Origin of the sequence: Micromonospora sp. 15K316, from assembly GCF_004348525.1 — a bacterium.
GTDB lineage: Bacteria > Actinomycetota > Actinomycetes > Mycobacteriales > Micromonosporaceae > Micromonospora.
This window is the reverse complement of record NZ_SMKG01000013.1, coordinates 21,799-37,228: the sequence shown is the minus strand read 5'-3', so window position 1 is coordinate 37,228 and position 15,430 is coordinate 21,799. Positions and strand designations below refer to the sequence as shown.

The 15,430-nt window shown below is 75.9% G+C and carries 7 protein-coding genes; all 7 read left to right on the top strand.

The features are described from left to right. Positions 1 to 98 precede the first annotated feature (98 nt). Positions 99 to 1,409: a hypothetical protein gene (locus tag E1211_RS05500; protein ID WP_132346103.1), complete on the top strand. Its 1,311-nt coding sequence runs from the start codon at positions 99 to 101 to the stop codon at positions 1,407 to 1,409. A gap of 394 nt (positions 1,410 to 1,803) precedes the next feature. Beyond that, positions 1,804 to 2,202: an NUDIX domain-containing protein gene (locus tag E1211_RS05495; protein ID WP_132346046.1), complete on the top strand. Its 399-nt coding sequence runs from the start codon at positions 1,804 to 1,806 to the stop codon at positions 2,200 to 2,202. 65 nt (positions 2,203 to 2,267) lie between these two features. Beyond that, the gene (locus tag E1211_RS05490; protein WP_132346044.1) at positions 2,268 to 2,669 is read left to right on the top strand and encodes a DUF2267 domain-containing protein; all 402 of its coding nucleotides are present in this window, start codon (positions 2,268 to 2,270) and stop codon (positions 2,667 to 2,669) included. 328 nt (positions 2,670 to 2,997) lie between these two features. Further along, on the top strand, positions 2,998 to 6,474 hold the full coding sequence (locus E1211_RS05485) for an AMP-binding protein (protein ID WP_132346042.1): 3,477 nt from the start codon (positions 2,998 to 3,000) through the stop codon (positions 6,472 to 6,474). Beyond that, positions 6,471 to 9,611 (top strand): thioesterase domain-containing protein, encoded by a 3,141-nt coding sequence (locus tag E1211_RS05480; RefSeq protein WP_132346040.1) that lies wholly within the window; start codon positions 6,471 to 6,473, stop codon positions 9,609 to 9,611. The genes E1211_RS05485 and E1211_RS05480 overlap by 4 nt, the downstream gene beginning before the upstream one ends. Further along, a complete protein-coding gene (locus E1211_RS05475) occupies positions 9,608 to 11,917 on the top strand; it encodes a lantibiotic dehydratase (protein WP_132346038.1) in 2,310 nt (769 codons plus the stop codon). The genes E1211_RS05480 and E1211_RS05475 overlap by 4 nt, the downstream gene beginning before the upstream one ends. After that, entirely contained in the window at positions 11,914 to 15,429 is a 3,516-nt protein-coding gene (locus E1211_RS05470; protein WP_132346036.1) for a non-ribosomal peptide synthetase, read from the top strand. Before E1211_RS05475 ends, E1211_RS05470 begins: the two co-directional genes overlap by 4 nt. Position 15,430 lies beyond the last annotated feature (1 nt).

The window sequence follows — 15,430 nt, the reverse complement described above, 5'->3', positions numbered from 1 at the left end:
CCGATGACGCACTCGACGCGGCACCGGGTCGGCCCACTCGTGGCGGGTCGACCGGGGAGACCGGCGCCGTCGACGGGCCGCACGCGGAGGCCGAGCGGCTGCGCAGGCTCGCCGTGGCGACCCTGGGGGCGAACTGGGAACACGACCACACGGTGCCCTCGCGCACCCTCTACCCGCACCAGTGGAGCTGGGACTCGGCGTTCATCGCGATCGGGTGGGCCCACCTCCGTCCCGAGCGCGCCTGGCGGGAGCTGGAGAGCCTGTTCCGCGCCCAGTGGGCCGACGGACGGGTGCCGCACATCGTGTTCAACCCGCGGCTGCCGGTCGGGGCGTACTTCCCCGGGCCCGAGTTCTGGGCATCGGGCCGGGTCGAGAGCGCGCCGGTCACCGCCACCTCCGGGCTGGTCCAGCCTCCTGTGCACGCCCTCGCGGCCTGGCTCGCGTACCGGCGGGCCCCCTCGGACGCGAGCCGCGCGGCACTGCGCCGGCTCTATCCCCGGCTGGTGGCGCAGCAGCGCTACCTCGCCACCCGCCGGGACGTGGGCGGCGCCGGGCTGGCCTGCGTGGTGCACCCGTGGGAGTCCGGTCTGGACAACAGCCCCGCCTGGGACGCCCCGATGGCGGCGGTACCGGCCGACGCGGCCGTGATGCGGGCGTACCACCGGCACGACACCGCGCACGCGCCCGCCGCGCACCGCCCCACGGACCTGGACTACGCGCGGTACGTGGCGATCGTCGCCTCCTACCGCGACGGCGGCTACCGGGACGAGGGCCTGGCGGACCGGCATCCGTTCCTGGTGGAGTGCCCGCTGTTCAACGCGGCGGCCGGGGCGGCCGAGCACGCGCTGGCCCGGATCGCGCCGCTGGCCGGCGCCGACCCGGGCCCGCACCGGGAGCGCGCGGCCCGGATCACCGAGGCCCTCGTGCGCCGGCTGTACGACCCGGCGACCGGGACGTTCCAGCCTCGGGACCTGCGGACCGGGCGGCTGTTAGCGGCGCGGACGGTGCTCGGCCTGGCGCCGCTGATCCTGCCCGACCTGCCGGCACGGCAGGCCCAGACGGTCATCGCCGAGGCGTGCTCGGCCCGCTTCGGGGTGGCGCGGCGGATGGCGCGACCGCTGCCCAGCCACGACCGGACCGCGCCGGACTTCGAGCCGCTGCGTTACTGGCGCGGTCCGAGCTGGATGAACATCAACTGGCTGGTCCGCCGTGGTCTGCTCGGCCACGGCCGGGCCGACCTGGCCGAGGGGCTGGGGCGCTCCATGGCGGAGCTGGTGGCGACCGCCGGCTGCCACGAGTACTTCCATCCGGACACGGGGGCGGGGCTGGGTTCGCCGGCGTTCGGCTGGACCGCCGCGCTCCTGCTCGACCTGCTGGCCGAGGCGCGCGAGCCGGCCTCCGCGGTCTGAGCGGCCGACCGACGTCGCGGCCGGGGCCGGTACGCGGAACCGGAGGCCCATGGCGAGGTGATCAGGGCGGACGGCTGACGGGTGGTCCGGCACACCGGGCGGGCGCGGACCCCCAGCGCCCGCGCCCGCCCCGTGGGTCCCACCGCGGACCGCGCGTCCGGGGGCCGGTCCGGTCGATCGCGGTGGTACCAACGGAGCATCGAGCATCGACCGGCTGGGTCGGGCGGTCGATGGTGGCCGGTCTGTGCCATGGCGCAGACCGGACGCGCGGCGGTGGGCACGGGTGGTCGGCGGTGCCCGGCTCGTGACGCCGGGGCCGGTCGGGGCACGGGTCCCGGGGCGGTGCATGCTCCGGTGGGCGACCCGGTGGGGTTCCGGCTGAGGGAGGCGTGTCATGACGTGGATCGACAAGGTCGCCTGGATCCTGCTGGCGGAGGGGCGGATCCTGAGCACCCGTACCCGGGGCCGGGACGTGTGGTACCTGCCCGGGGGTAAGCGGGAGCCGGGGGAGAGCGACCGGGACACGCTGCGCCGCGAGGTCGCCGAGGAGCTCGGCGTCGAGGTGGACGTGGCGAGCGCCGGGCACGTCGGGACGTTCCGCGCGCAGGCGCACGGTCACCCGGCGGGTGTCGAGGTGCGGATGACCTGTTACACCGCCGACCACCGGGGCACCTTGCGGGCGGCCGGTGAGATCGCCGAGCTGGCCTGGCTCGGGTACGCGGACCGCGAGCGGGTCTCGCCGGTGGATCGGATCATCTTCGACCACCTGCGCGCCGAGGCGCTGCTGCGCTGATCCGGCGCCGGTTTGCCCCCGTCGGGTCCGGGTATGCGCCGGGCCGGTGACGAAGGAGGCGCGGCGTGCGATTCCCCCGCTTCATCGACGCGGTGTCCCGGCGCTCGGGGCTCGCGCCGGAGCAGGCCGCCGACCTCGCCCGTGCGGTGCTGCAGACGATGGCGGAGCGGGTCACCGGACAGCCGGCGGACGATCTGGCCGGGCAGCTCCCGGACGAGCTGGACGGCTACCTCTCCGGATCGGGGGTCGACGCGGGGCCGGGGCGGCCGGCCGGGCCCGCCGAGTTCCTGCGCCGGGTCGGGGAGCGGGCCGGGGTGGACGAGGCGACCGCCCGGCTGGGCACCGGCGCGGTCTTCGCGACCCTGCGGGAGGCGGTCACCGTCGCCGAGTTCCGGGAGATGGTGGCGGGTCTGCCGTTGCGTGCCGACGGTGCGGCGGAGCCGCGCCCGCCGTCGTACGATGGCTGAGCCCGGATCACCCGCACGTTCCTGTCCAAGGTCCGACATCCCGCGAAGTTCCGGAAATTTGCCGGTGACCAGGAGCGTTGACCGGAAGATTAACCGCCGGTAGCCCCCTATGCGACAACTACTCTAGGTGTCAGGGGGATGATCGGTCTGTTTCCCCCGCCCCTCGTCTGAGGCCCCGGTCGGCTCTTCGGGCGGACTCTCATCGACGAACTTTTCTCCCAGGTATTGAGACTTATGCTGCTGTCAATGTGAAGTCCTGGGGGGGATCATGATCATTGCCGTGTGCCGTCGCGCGTCCGTCCATTGTGGATGAATCCGACCTTCCACGATGACGAACGAGACGCTGATCCATCGCTTCGGCGATGTCGCCGCCACCCGTCCCGACCATCCGGCCGTCCTCGCCGAGACCCGCCGGCTCAGCTACGCCGAGCTGGCCGGCCTCGCCGGCGGGTACGCCGAGGCGCTGGTCACGGGCGGGGTCCGGACCGACGAGCGCGTCGCGCTGCTCACCGCGCACGGGACGCGCACCATCGCCGCCATCCTCGGCACGCTCGCCGCCGGCTGCGCGTACGTGCCGCTCGACCCGGGCTTCCCGCGCCTCCGACTGCGGCACATGCTCACCGGCGCCGCGGTGACGACCGTCCTCTGCGCGGCCGAACACGAGGAGCTCGCGCGGGCCCTCGTCGCCGACCGGCCGGACACCCGCGTCCTCGTGCTCGACGACCCGCGCCCCGCCCCGCTGCGCCCGGTGCGGGTCGACGCGGACGCGCTGGCCTACGTGCTCTTCACCTCGGGCTCCACCGGCGTGCCCAAAGCGGTCGGGCAGACCCACCGCAACCTGCTGCACGTGGTGCGCAACCAGATCGACACCCTCCACATCGGCCCCGCCGACCGGCTCAGCCTGCTCGCCTCGTTCAGCTTCGACGCCGCCATCCCCGACCTCTACCCGGCGCTGCTCACCGGCGCCGCGGTCATCCCGGTCGACCTGCGCCGCCACGGGCTGGCGCACGCCGTCGAGCAGCTCGCCCGACACGGCGTGACCGTCTACCACTCGACGCCCACCGTCTACCGGTTCCTGCTGGACACGCCCGGCGTCGAGCGGCTCGACCGGGTGCGGGTGGTGCTGCTCGGCGGGGAACAGGCCACCCACGGCGACGCCTCCCGCGGGCGGGGGCGGTTCGCCCCGGGATGCCTGCTGGTCAACGGCTACGGCGCCACCGAGATGACCTTCGCCGCCCGGTACGCGACGCCGCTGGCGGAGGCCGACCCGGCCGCCACCGGGCCGCTGCCGATCGGCACCGCGCTCCCCGGCTACCAGCTGCGGCTGGCCGAGGACGGCGAGATCGTGGTACGCGGCGCCCACCTGGCCCCCGGATACCTCGACCGGGACAGCGACCGGTTCTTCACCGACGCGGACGGGGTGGCGGCGTACCGAACCGGAGACCTCGGCGAGCGGCTGCCCACCGGCGAGCTGCGCTGCCTCGGCCGGCTGGACCGGCAGGTCAAGGTGCGCGGCCACCGGATCGAGCTGACCGAGATCGAGGCGCTGCTCGCCGCCGAACCGGGTGTCGGGGGCGTACGGGCCGTCGCCCGCGACGGCGAGCTGCTGGCGTACGTCCGGCCGGTCGCCGGCCCGCTCGACCCGGCCGCCCTGCGCGCCGCGCTCGCCCGCCAGCTGCCCGAGTACGCGCTGCCCCGGGCCGTGGTGCCGGTCGACGAGTTCCCGCTCACCGTCACCGGCAAGGTCGACGAGCGGGCGCTGCCGGACCCGGAGCACACGGTGTCGCCCGGCGCCGGCCCGGCCACGCCGACCGAGCGGGCCGTGCACGACATCTGGCGCGTGGTGCTCGGGCGCGAGGCCGTCGGCCGCACCGACAGCTTCTTCGACGTCGGCGGCCAGTCCCTGCTCCTCGGCCAGGTGCAGCAGCGCATCGCCGAACGGTTCGGGGTGCGGCTGCCCATGCTGCGTCTCTTCGAGCACCCCACCGTCGCCGCGCAGGCCCGGCTGCTCGACGATCCGCCCGCCGACCGGGCACCGGCCCCCGCGCTGGCCACCCCACCCGCGCCGCCGGTGGCCGCCCGCGAGTACACCGGCGACGAGATCGCCGTGGTGGGCCTCGCCGGCCGCTTCCCCGGCGCGCCCGACGTGGCCACCTTCTGGTGGAACCTCTGCGCCGGGGTGGACTCGATCCACGATCACACCGACGCGGAACTGGTCGCGCTCGGCATCGGGCCGACGCTGCGCGCCGACCCCCGCCACGTACGGGCCGCCGGCCGGCTCGACGGCGTCGCCGACTTCGACGCGGAGTTCTTCTCCTTCGGCGCGCAGGAGGCGGCCCGGACCGACCCGCAGCACCGGCTCTTCCTGGAGACCGCGTGGGAGGCGCTGGAGGACGCCGGGCACGACACGAGCCGCTTCCCCGGCCTGGTCGGCGTCTTCTCGGCCACCTCCGCCAACCGTTACTTCCTGTTCCACCTGATGGACAACCCGGCCGTGGTCGGCGACGTGGACCCGGACGACTGGGAGGCCCGGCTGCTCGGCCGGCAGTTCACCGACCACCTGCCCGGGCAGGTGGCCTACCGGCTGGGGCTGACCGGGCCGGCGGTGGCCGTGCAGAGCGCCTGCTCCAGCTCCCTGGTCGCGGTCTGCCTCGCCGCGCAGAGCCTCGCCGACTACCAGTGCGACATCGCGCTCGCCGGCGGGGTCAACGTCACCGGGCCCCGCTACCGGCACACGGCCGGCGGGCTCGCCTCACCCGACGGGCGGTGCCGCGCCTTCGACGAGGCCGCCAACGGCTCCGGGTTCGGCTCCGGAGTCGGAGTGGTCGCGCTGCGCCGGCTCGCCGACGCCCAGGCCGACGGCGACCGGATCTACGCGATCCTGCCCGGCTGGGCGGTCACCAACGACGGCCCGGACCGGGCCGGCTACGCGGTACCGGGCCCGGCCGGGCAGACCGCCGCGGTGGCGAACGCGCTCGCCGCCGCCGAGGTGGCCCCCGGCGAGGTCCGGTTCATCGAGGCGCACGGCAGCGGCACCCCGCTCGGCGACGCCATCGAGGTCGCCGCGCTGCACGAGGTCTACGCGGGCAGCCCCGCCGAGAGCTGCGCGCTCGGTTCGGTGAAGACCAACATCGGGCACCTGGACGCCGGCGCCGGGATCGCCGGCCTGATCAAGGCGGTGCTCGCCGTCCAGCACGGAACCATCCCGCCGAACCTGCACTACACGCGCCCGCACCCGGAGATCGACCTGGCCGCCGGCCCGTTCTACGTACCGACCAAGGTGCGGGACTGGCCGGAGGCGCCGCGCCGGGTCGCCGGGGTCAGCTCGTTCGGGTTGGGCGGCACCAACGCGCACGTCGTGGTCGAGCAGCCGCCCCCGGTCGAACCGGTCGACGGGCCGCCGTCCCCCGGGGCGTACCTGCTGCCGGTCTCCGCGCGTACGCCGGCCGCGCTGCGGGACGCGCTGACCCGGCTGCGGGGGCACCTCTCCGGCGTCGCGCCGGCGCTGGCCGAGGTCGCCGCCACGCTGGCGCTCGGCCGGCGGGTCTTCGCGTGCCGGGCGGCGGTGGTGGTCACCGACCTGGCGGGCGCGGTCGCCGCCCTCGACGACCTGCTGGAGAGCGGCGCCCGGGTCGCGGGCGAGCCCGGCGAGCTGCGTGAACTCGCCACCGCCTGGGTGGCGGGGCAGGACGTGGAGTGGGCGGCGCTGCACCCCGAGGGCGCGGTACGCCGTACCGGCCTGCCGACCTACCCCTTCCAGCGGCAGCGGTACTGGATCGATCCCCCTCAGAGAGGCATGCGGTGAACTGGTTCGTCTCCGCCGGTGGCCGTCGCGTGGCCCCGGTGCAGCTCTTCTGCCTGCCCTACGCCGGTGCCGGGGCCAGCGCGTTCCGGCACTGGTCGGCCGGTCTCGGCCCTGGCGTGGAGGTGCTGCCGGTGCAGCTGCCGGGCCGGGAGAACCGGATCACCGAGGATCCCCGGTTCCAGGTGGCGGACGTCGCGCGGGCCGTCGCCGAGCGGGCCACCGGCCCCTACGCCCTGTACGGCCACTCGATGGGGGGCCGGCTCGGTTTCGAGGTGGTCCGGGAGCTGCGCCGCGGGGGACGCCCGCTGCCGCTGCGGCTCTACGTCGGCGGTGCCCGCGCCCCGCACGTGACGGCGCCCAGCCTCTTCGACGGGCTCTCCACGGTGGACGACGACGAGCTGCTGCGCCGCCTCGGCGACGGCGGCGGCCTCCCCGCCGAGGTCCTCGAGCACCCCGAGCTGGTGGAGCTGCTGCTGCCGCTGCTGCGCGCCGACTTCGGCCGGGTCGACGGCTACCGGTACGTGCCGGGCGAGCCGCTGCCGGTGCCCATCGTGGCCTTCACCGGCCGGCATGACCGGGCGGTGACCCGTGAGCAGAGCACGGCCTGGGCCCGGCACAGCGCCGCCGGCTTCACGCTGCACGAGATCGCCGGCGGGCACTTCTTCCTGCACGACGCGGCCGAGGAGCTGTTCGCCGCGATCCGCGCCGACCTGGACGCGGCGCTCGCCGCCGAGCCGGCCGGGGCCACCGATCAGGCCACGCGGGACCGGCCCACCGGCGGGCCGAGCGGAACCACCGCCTCCGGCGGTGCGGCCCCGGCGACCGGCGGGCACCGGGTGCCGCTGGGCGACACCGGCTGGTCGGTCTGGCGGGACGCCATCCTGCGCAGCACCGGCTTCCCGGCCGACGGGCTCACCATGCTCTCCGCCCCGCAGGCCGCGGCCGCCGCCGACGAACTGCTCGCCACCGGGACCGGCGGCGAGCAGTTCGACAAGGAGTTCGCCGAGGCCGTGGCGGCCGGGGCCCGACGGATCACCGAGCTGGCCGGCGACCCGCTGTTCCGCGAGGCGGTCACCTGGCAGAACCGCAACATGCTCCCCGCCCTCGACGGGCTGCACCGGGCCGCACCGGACGCGCCCCGCAACGTACGCCGGCGGGACCGGGAACGTGCCCTGCTCAAGTACTGGCAGCGCTACTGCGGCAAGAACGAGACAGTCGGCTTCTTCGGCCCGAGCTGCTGGGCCACCCTGGACCCGGCCCGGCCGGTGACCGCCGAGGTCCGTCCCGGCCCGACGCTCACCCGCCGCCGCTGGGTGCTCTTCGAGGCGTGGACACTGGCCGCGTACGCCGACCGGATCGGCCAGGACCTCGCCGTACGGGCCTGGTGGCCCCCGCGCCTCGCCGCGCACCTGCGCCTCGTCGACCGCGCGGTGCAGCGGCCCGGCCGCCCGCCGGTGCCGGTCACCCCGGTCGAGGCGGCGCTGCTCGCCGCCGCCGACGGCCACCGCCCGGCGCGGGACCTGGTCGCCGACCCGGCGCTCGGGCTGCGCCGCCCCGAGGACGGCTACGCCCTGCTGGACCGCCTCGTGGAGCGGGAACTGGTCAGCTGGGACGCGGGGCTGCCGGTCAGCCCCGCCGCCGAGGGCGTGCTCCGGGAGCGGATCGACGGCATCGGCGACGTGGCGGCCCGGGAGGCCGCCCGGGACGGCTTCGACCAGCTCCGCGCGGCCCGGGACGAGGTCGCCGCGGCCGCCGGCGACCCGGACCGGCTGCGGGTCGCGCTGGACGCGCTCGACGAGACGTTCACCGTGCTCACCGGCCTGCCACCGCGCCGGCGCGACGGCCAGATGTACGCCGGGCGGACGCTCTGCTACGAGGACACCAGCCGCGAGCTCGACGTCGTGTTCGGCGGGCCGCTGCTGGAGGTGATCTCCGGGCCGCTCGGCGTGCTGCTCCAGGCCGCGCGCTGGCTCGCCGGCGCCCTCGAGGAGGCGTACGGAGCGGTGTTCCGCGAGCTCTACGAGGAGTTGCGCGCCGAGGCCGGGGACGCGCCCGTGGCCCTCTCCGACCTGTGGTTCCTCGCCCAGGGGCTGTTCTGGGGTGAGGGGGAGCGCCCGGTCGACACGGTGGCCACCGAGTTCGCCGGCCGGTGGGCGGGACTCTTCGGGCTGGACGCGCTTCCGCCGGGGACGACAGAGGTCCGATTGCGCGTGGCGGAGCTGGCCGCGCGGGTCGCCGAGGCCTTCCCGACCGTCTGGCCGGAGTGGAGCAACGCCCGGTTGCACAGCCCCGACCTGCAGATCTGCGCGGCCGACGCGGAGGCGCTCGGCCGTGGCGACTTCACCGTGGTCCTCGGTGAGCTGCACGCCGCCTGGCCGTCGTTCGACTGCGAGGTCTTCACCCCGGCGCACCCGGACGTGGAGCGGCTGCGCGCGGCGCTCGCCGAGGACCTGGGCGAGCGGCGGATCAGGCTGCTCTTCCCCACCGACTGGCCCCGGCGCACCAGCCGGGTCGCCGAGGCGCTGACCGGCCCGACCGACCGGCAGTTGGCCTTCCTGCCGGCGCCCGGCGCCGAGCCGGAGCGGGTGCTGCCGACGGTGGCGGTGACCGTCGCCGAGGAGGCGGGCCGGCTGGTCGCGACCGCGCCGGACGGCGCGCGCTGGCCGCTGACCGAGATCTTCGCGGGTCTGCTCGCCGCGCACGCCGTCGACGGGTTCAAGCTGGTGGCCGCCGCGCCGTACACGCCACGGATCACGCTGGACCGGCTCGTGGTGGCCCGGCAGACCTGGCGGACCACTGTCGGCGAGAGCGGGCTGGGCACGGTCACCGGCGAGCGGGACCGCTTCCTGGCCGTCCGTGCCTGGCGACGGCGGCTCGACCTGCCCGAGCAGGTGTACGTCAAGCTCGGCACCGAGACCAAGCCCTGCTTCGTGGACCTGAGCAGCCCGGCGTTCGCCACCATGTTCTGCGCGATGGTGCGGGCCGCCCGCGGCGACGGCGGCGACGACGTGTCCCTGGTGGTCAGCGAGATGCTGCCGACACCGGACGACGCCTGGGTGCCCGACACGCACGGCCGGCGCTACTTCAGCGAGCTGCGGCTGCACATCGTGGACGACGCCATGGAGGTGGCCCGGTGAGCCACCGCGTCCCGCTCGGCGACACCGGCTGGTGGGTGTGGCGCGACGTCGTGCTGCGTACCGCCGGTTTCCCGGCCGCGGGGCTCGCCGCCTTCGCCGCGCCGGAGGCGGCCGCCGCCGCCGACGGACTGCTGGCCGGCCGGGGCAGCCGCGAGCTGTTCGACAAGGAGTTCCAGAAGGCCCAGCTCGACTCGTCCACGCAGGCCGACGCGATCGCCGCGGACCCGCAACTGCGGGAGGCGGTCACCTGGCAGAACCCGGACATGCTGGTCGCGCTGGACGGGCTGCTGCGCACCGACCCGGCCGCCCGCAACTGGCGACGGCGCGAGCGCGAGTCCAGCCTGCTGCGGTACTGGCAGCGCTACTGCGGCAAGGCGGAGACCATCGGCTTCTTCGGCCCGGTCTGCTGGGGACACGTCGACCCCGACGAGCCGGCCACCCGGCTGCGGCCCGGGCCGGGGCTGGTGTCCCGCCGGGCGGTCCACTTCGAGGCGTGGGCGCTGATCGCGTACGCCGACCGGCTCGCCGAGGACCTGGCGGTGCGGCGGTGGTGGGCGCCGGCGCTCCCCCCGCACCTGAGCGTTTCGGGGCGGCAGCTGCGCCGGCCGCTGCACCCGCCGGTGCAGCTCAACGCCGCGGAGGCGCGGCTGCTGGCGTACTGCGACGGGCGGACTCCGGCCACCGCGGTGGTCGACCGGGCCCGCCACGACGCCGAGCTCCCGCTGCGCTCGGCGGCCGACGGGTTCCTGCTGCTGGAGCGGCTGGTGGAGCGGTCCCTGCTGACCTGGGACGCCGGGCTGCCGATCAGCCCGCGCGCCGAGCAGGTGCTGCGCGACCGGTTGGCCGCCATCGGGGAACCGGCGGTGCGGGCCGAGGTGACCGCCGGCTTCGACCGGCTCTGCGCGGCCCGGGACGCGGTCGCCGACGCGGCCGGCGACCCGGACCGGCTCCGCGCCGCGCTCGCCGCGCTGAACTCGGAGTTCACCGCCGTCACCGGTCGACCGGCCGTTCGGCAGAGCGGGCAGATGTACGCGGGGCGCACGGTCGTCTACGAGGAGACCGCCCGGGACCTGGAGGTCACCGTCGGCGCGGCGGTCCTGGACGCGCTCGCCGCGCCGCTGGCGATCGTGTTGCAGGCCGCACGCTGGCTCACCGCCGAGATCGGCGCGGCGCTGCGGCGGCTGCTGGACGAGCTGTACGCCGAGCTGCGCGGCGACGGTCCGGTGCGGCTGGCCGACGTCTGGTCGCTGGCCCAGGGGCTGCTGCTCGCGCCGGACGGCCCGCTCACCGCGGTCAGCACCCAGTTCACCGCCCGCTGGGCGGAGCTGTTCGACCTCGACTCGGTGGCTCCCGGCGAGCCGGAGCTGCGGCTGCGCAGCGCGGATCTGGCCGAGCGGGTGGCCCGGGTCTTCGCGGCGTCCGGCCCCGGCTGGCCGTCGGCCCGGATCCACAGCCCCGACGTGACGATCGGCGCCGCCGACGTGGCCGCGATCAACCGCGGTGAGTTCCTGCTGGTGCTCGGCGAGCTGCACCCGGCGTACACGCCGTTCGACAGCGCGGTCTTCACCCCGTTCCATCCCGACCCGTCGGCGCTGCGCGCCGGGTTCGACACCGACCTCGGGCCGGCCCGGGCGCGGGTGCTCTACCCCGAGGGCTTCCCCCGGATCACCACACGCACCACGTACGCCTCCGTCGGACCGGCCGACCGGCAGCTCGGCATCGACACCGCGCGTGGTGCGGACGTCGAGCGGCTCGTCGCCGCCACCGAGGTGCGGGTCGAACCCGACGGGGTCGAGCTGGTCGCCGTGCTGCCGGACGGGGGGCGCTGGCCCCTGGTGGAGATCTTCGGGCACCTGCTCGGCGCGCTGCTGCTGGACAGCTTCAAGCTCGTCGCGCCCGCCCCGCACACGCCCCGGATCACCATCGACCGGCTGGTGGTGGCGCGGCGCACCTGGCGCACCACGGCCGGGGAGAGCGGCCTGGCCGGCGTGGCCGGCGACGCCGAGCGGTTCCTCGCGGTCCGGCGCTGGCGGCAGCGGCACGGCCTGCCCGAGCGGGTCTTCGTCAAGGTCGGCACCGAGGTCAAGCCGTGCTACGCCGACCTGACCGCCCCGCTGCACGCCCAGTCGCTCTGCGCCATGGTCGACGCCGCGGCGAAGAGCGGACCGGACGTGTCCGTGGTGGTGAGCGAGCTGCTCCCGGAGCCGGCCGACGCCTGGGTGCGCGATGCGCGCGGGCGGGGCCACGTGAGCGAGCTGCGTCTGCAGATCACCGATCCGATGAGCTACCGGGGAGAGAACGGGTGACCGACATCCTGTCCATCAGCGCGGTGCAGGGGGAGCCGATGCCCTGGCCGGACGCGACGCTGGCCGAGCTGGTCGTCGCGCAGGCCGCCCGTACCCCAGACGCGGTGGCGGTGCGCCAGTGGAACGACCGGCTCAGTTACCGGGAGCTGCTGGAGCGGGCCGCCGGGGTCGCGGCGGCGCTGCGGGCACGCGGAGCCGGCCGGCAGAGCCGGGTCGGGATCTGCGGGCAGCGCCGGCCGGAGCTGGTCGCCACGGTGCTCGGCGTGCTGCTGGCGGGGGCGTGTTACGTGCCGCTGGAACCGGGTGGCCCGCGCCGCCGGCTGCGGGAGATCGCGGCGGACGCGGGCGTGACCGTGGTGATCGGCGACGCCGCCGAGGTCGAGTTCGCCGGCGCGCCGGGAATCGAGGCGCTCGGGCTGCCCGGCCCCGCACCTCTCGCGCCCTGCCCTGCGCGGCCCGGCGACCCGGCGTACGTGCTCTTCACCTCGGGCTCGACCGGACGTCCGAAGGGGGTGCTCACCACCCACCGGAACGTGGTCGAGTTCGTGCACGGGGTGGCGGCGATCAGCGGCGCGGACGCGGGGGTGCGCAGCCTCGGCGTCGCGTCGCTGGGCTTCGACGCGGTCACGATGGACCTCTTCGTTCCGCTGCTGCTGGGCGGCTCGGTGCAGCTGATCGGCGCGGACGACCGAGCCGACCCGGTCCGGCTCGCCCGGTTCATCGCCGCACACCAGGTCAACTGGGGCTTCATCACGCCCACCGTGCTCTCCATGTTGGACCCGGCCGAGCTGCCCGACTGGAAGGTGGTGTTCTGCGGCGGCGAGGCGGTGCCGGCCGAGCTGGCCGCCCGATGGGCGCCGGGGCGTACGTTCCTCAACGGGTACGGGCCGACCGAGACCACGGTACTGGCGGTGAGCGGCCCGCTGACCGCGGACGTGACCGATCCGGTGCCGATCGGCCGGCCGCTGCCCAACCACCGCGCCTACGTGGTCGACCCCGACCTGCGTCCGGTGCCGCCGGGGGAGACCGGCGAGCTGCTGATCGGCGGCCCCGGCCTGGCCGACGGCTACCTCAACCGCCCGGGGCTGACCGCCGAACGGTTCGTCCCGGACCCGTTCTCCAGCGAGCCGGGGGCGCGGCTGTACCGCACCGGTGACCTCGTCCGTCAGGCGGCGGACGGCCGGATCGTCTACTTCGGCCGAGCCGACCGGCAGGTCAAGATCCGTGGCCAGCGGATCGAGCTGGGCGAGGTGGAGACGGTGCTGGCCGAGCTGCCCGGGGTGGACCGGGTGGTGGTCGAGGCGGTGCCGGGGCCGGGCGGCACGGAGCTGGTCGCGTTCGTCACCCCGATGGACGGGCCCGACGACGAGCGGCTGCGTAGCCACGCCGGGTCCCGGTTGACCGCCGCGATGCTGCCGGCGCGGGTGCTGCGCCTGGCCGACCTGCCGGTCAGCGCTACCAGCGGCAAGGTGGACCGGGCGGCGCTGCGTGCGCTCGCCACCGCCGGCCGGGCCGACGATCCGGCGCGGTCGGCGGTCGACCCGGACGAGCCGCTCGACGCGGCGGTGCGGCGCATCTGGTCGCGGCTGCTCGGTGCCGCTCCCACTGAGGAGACCGACTTCCTCGCCGCCGGTGGGAACTCGATCGCGGCGATGCGGCTGGTCGCCGCGTTGCGGGCCGAGTTGGGCCGGCACGTCGACACGCGGGACGTCCTCGCCGGCCGGACCTTCGCCGGCCTGCTCGAGCGGGTCGCCGCCGCCGCGGCGACCGACGGGGACGGGCTCACCACCGGCAACCCGCCTACCCTCTCCGCGCCGCAGCGGCGGCTCTGGTTCGTCGACCAGCTCGCCCCGTCCAGCGCGCCGTACAACATCGCGGTGGCGCACCGGCTGCACGGTCCGCTCGACGTCACGGCGCTCGGGGCGGCGCTGCGGGCGGTGGCGGAGCGGCACGACGTGCTGCGCTGGCGGATCCCGCAGACCGGTGGCGTGCCCTACGCCGTCCGTGCGGAGCCGACCGACGTGCCGGTGCCGGTGGTCGACCTGACCGGCGGCGCCGACCAGGAACGGGAGCTGGCGGGGATGCTCGCCGCCGGGGCCGGGCACGCGTTCGACCTGGCCACCGGGCCGCCCTGGCAGGTGACCGTCTACCGGCTCGGCCCGGCCGAGCACGTGCTGGCGATCACCCTGCACCACGCGGTCTTCGACGGCTGGTCCGAGGCGGTCCTCTACGACGACCTCGAAGCCGCGTACGCGCAGGCGGTGGCGGGGCGTACGCCTCGGCTGCCCGCCCTGAGCGCCGGCTACGCGGACTACGCGGTGTGGCGGGCGGAGCGGGACCGGCGCCGGGGAGAGACGGATCTGGCCTGGTGGACGGCGCACCTCGAGGGCGCGCCGACTGTGCTGGACCTGCCCCGGGACCGCCCGCGACCCGCCGTGCAGACCTACGTCGGGGCCGAGGCCGCCGTACGGTTGCCCGAGGCGACTGATCGGGCGGTACGGACCCTGGCCGAACGGTTGGGCACCACTGTCGCCGCGGTGTTGCTGGCCGGCTTCGGCGAGCTGCTCGCCCGGCTCACCGGCGGGGACGACCACGTGCTCGGCGCGATCGTCGCCGACCGGCGGTTGGCCGCCTTCGACGACGTGGTCGGCTTCTTCATCGACACCGTGCCGGTCCGGGTACGCACCGGCGGCGCGAGCTTCGCCGAGCTGGTCGAGCGGTGCGCCGCCGAGCTGCACGAGGTGACCGCGCACCCGGGCGCGCCGCTGGAGCGGATCGTCGAGGCGCTCGGCGTCGGCCGGGACACCGCCCGCGCGCCGCTGGTGCAGGTGCTCTTCAACGTGCTCAACTTCGCGCCGCCCCGGCTGGCGCTGACCGGCCTCGTCGGCGAGCCGGCACCGGTGCCGAAGCCCGGCTCGCCCTTCGACCTCACCGTCTACGTGGTCGAGCGCGCCGGCCGGGTCGGTGTCGAGGTGGTGCACAACCCCGACCTCTTCGACGGGGAGCGGATCGAGGCGCTCCTCGCCGACCTGGCCGTCCTGCTCGGCGTGCTGGCCGCCAACCCCGACGCGCCGGCCCGCGAGGTGGCCGCCGAGCTGCCCCGCCCGACCGTCCGGGTGGCGCAGCTCGGCGCCATGACCGTGGCCGCCACCGAGCCGCCGCGGGTCGTCCCACCGACCGGCCCCGACGGGCTCACCGAGACCGAGGAGCTCGTCGCCGGCATCTGGCGGGAGGTGCTGGAGCGCGACCGGGTGAGCGTCACCGACAACTTCTTCGACATCGGCGGGCACTCGCTCGCCCTGGCCGAGGTGCACGCCCGGCTGACCGCGGCCACCGGTCGCTCGATCAAGATGCTCGACCTGTTCCGCCATCCCACGATCCGGGCGCTCGCCGCCGGCCTGGACGGCGCCGCCGACCGGCCGGAGCTGGCCCGCGCTGCCCTGCGGGCCGCCGCCCGGCGCAGCCGTACCCGTCGTAATCCACCCCGCCGCCCCGGCGGCACCACGCACTGAA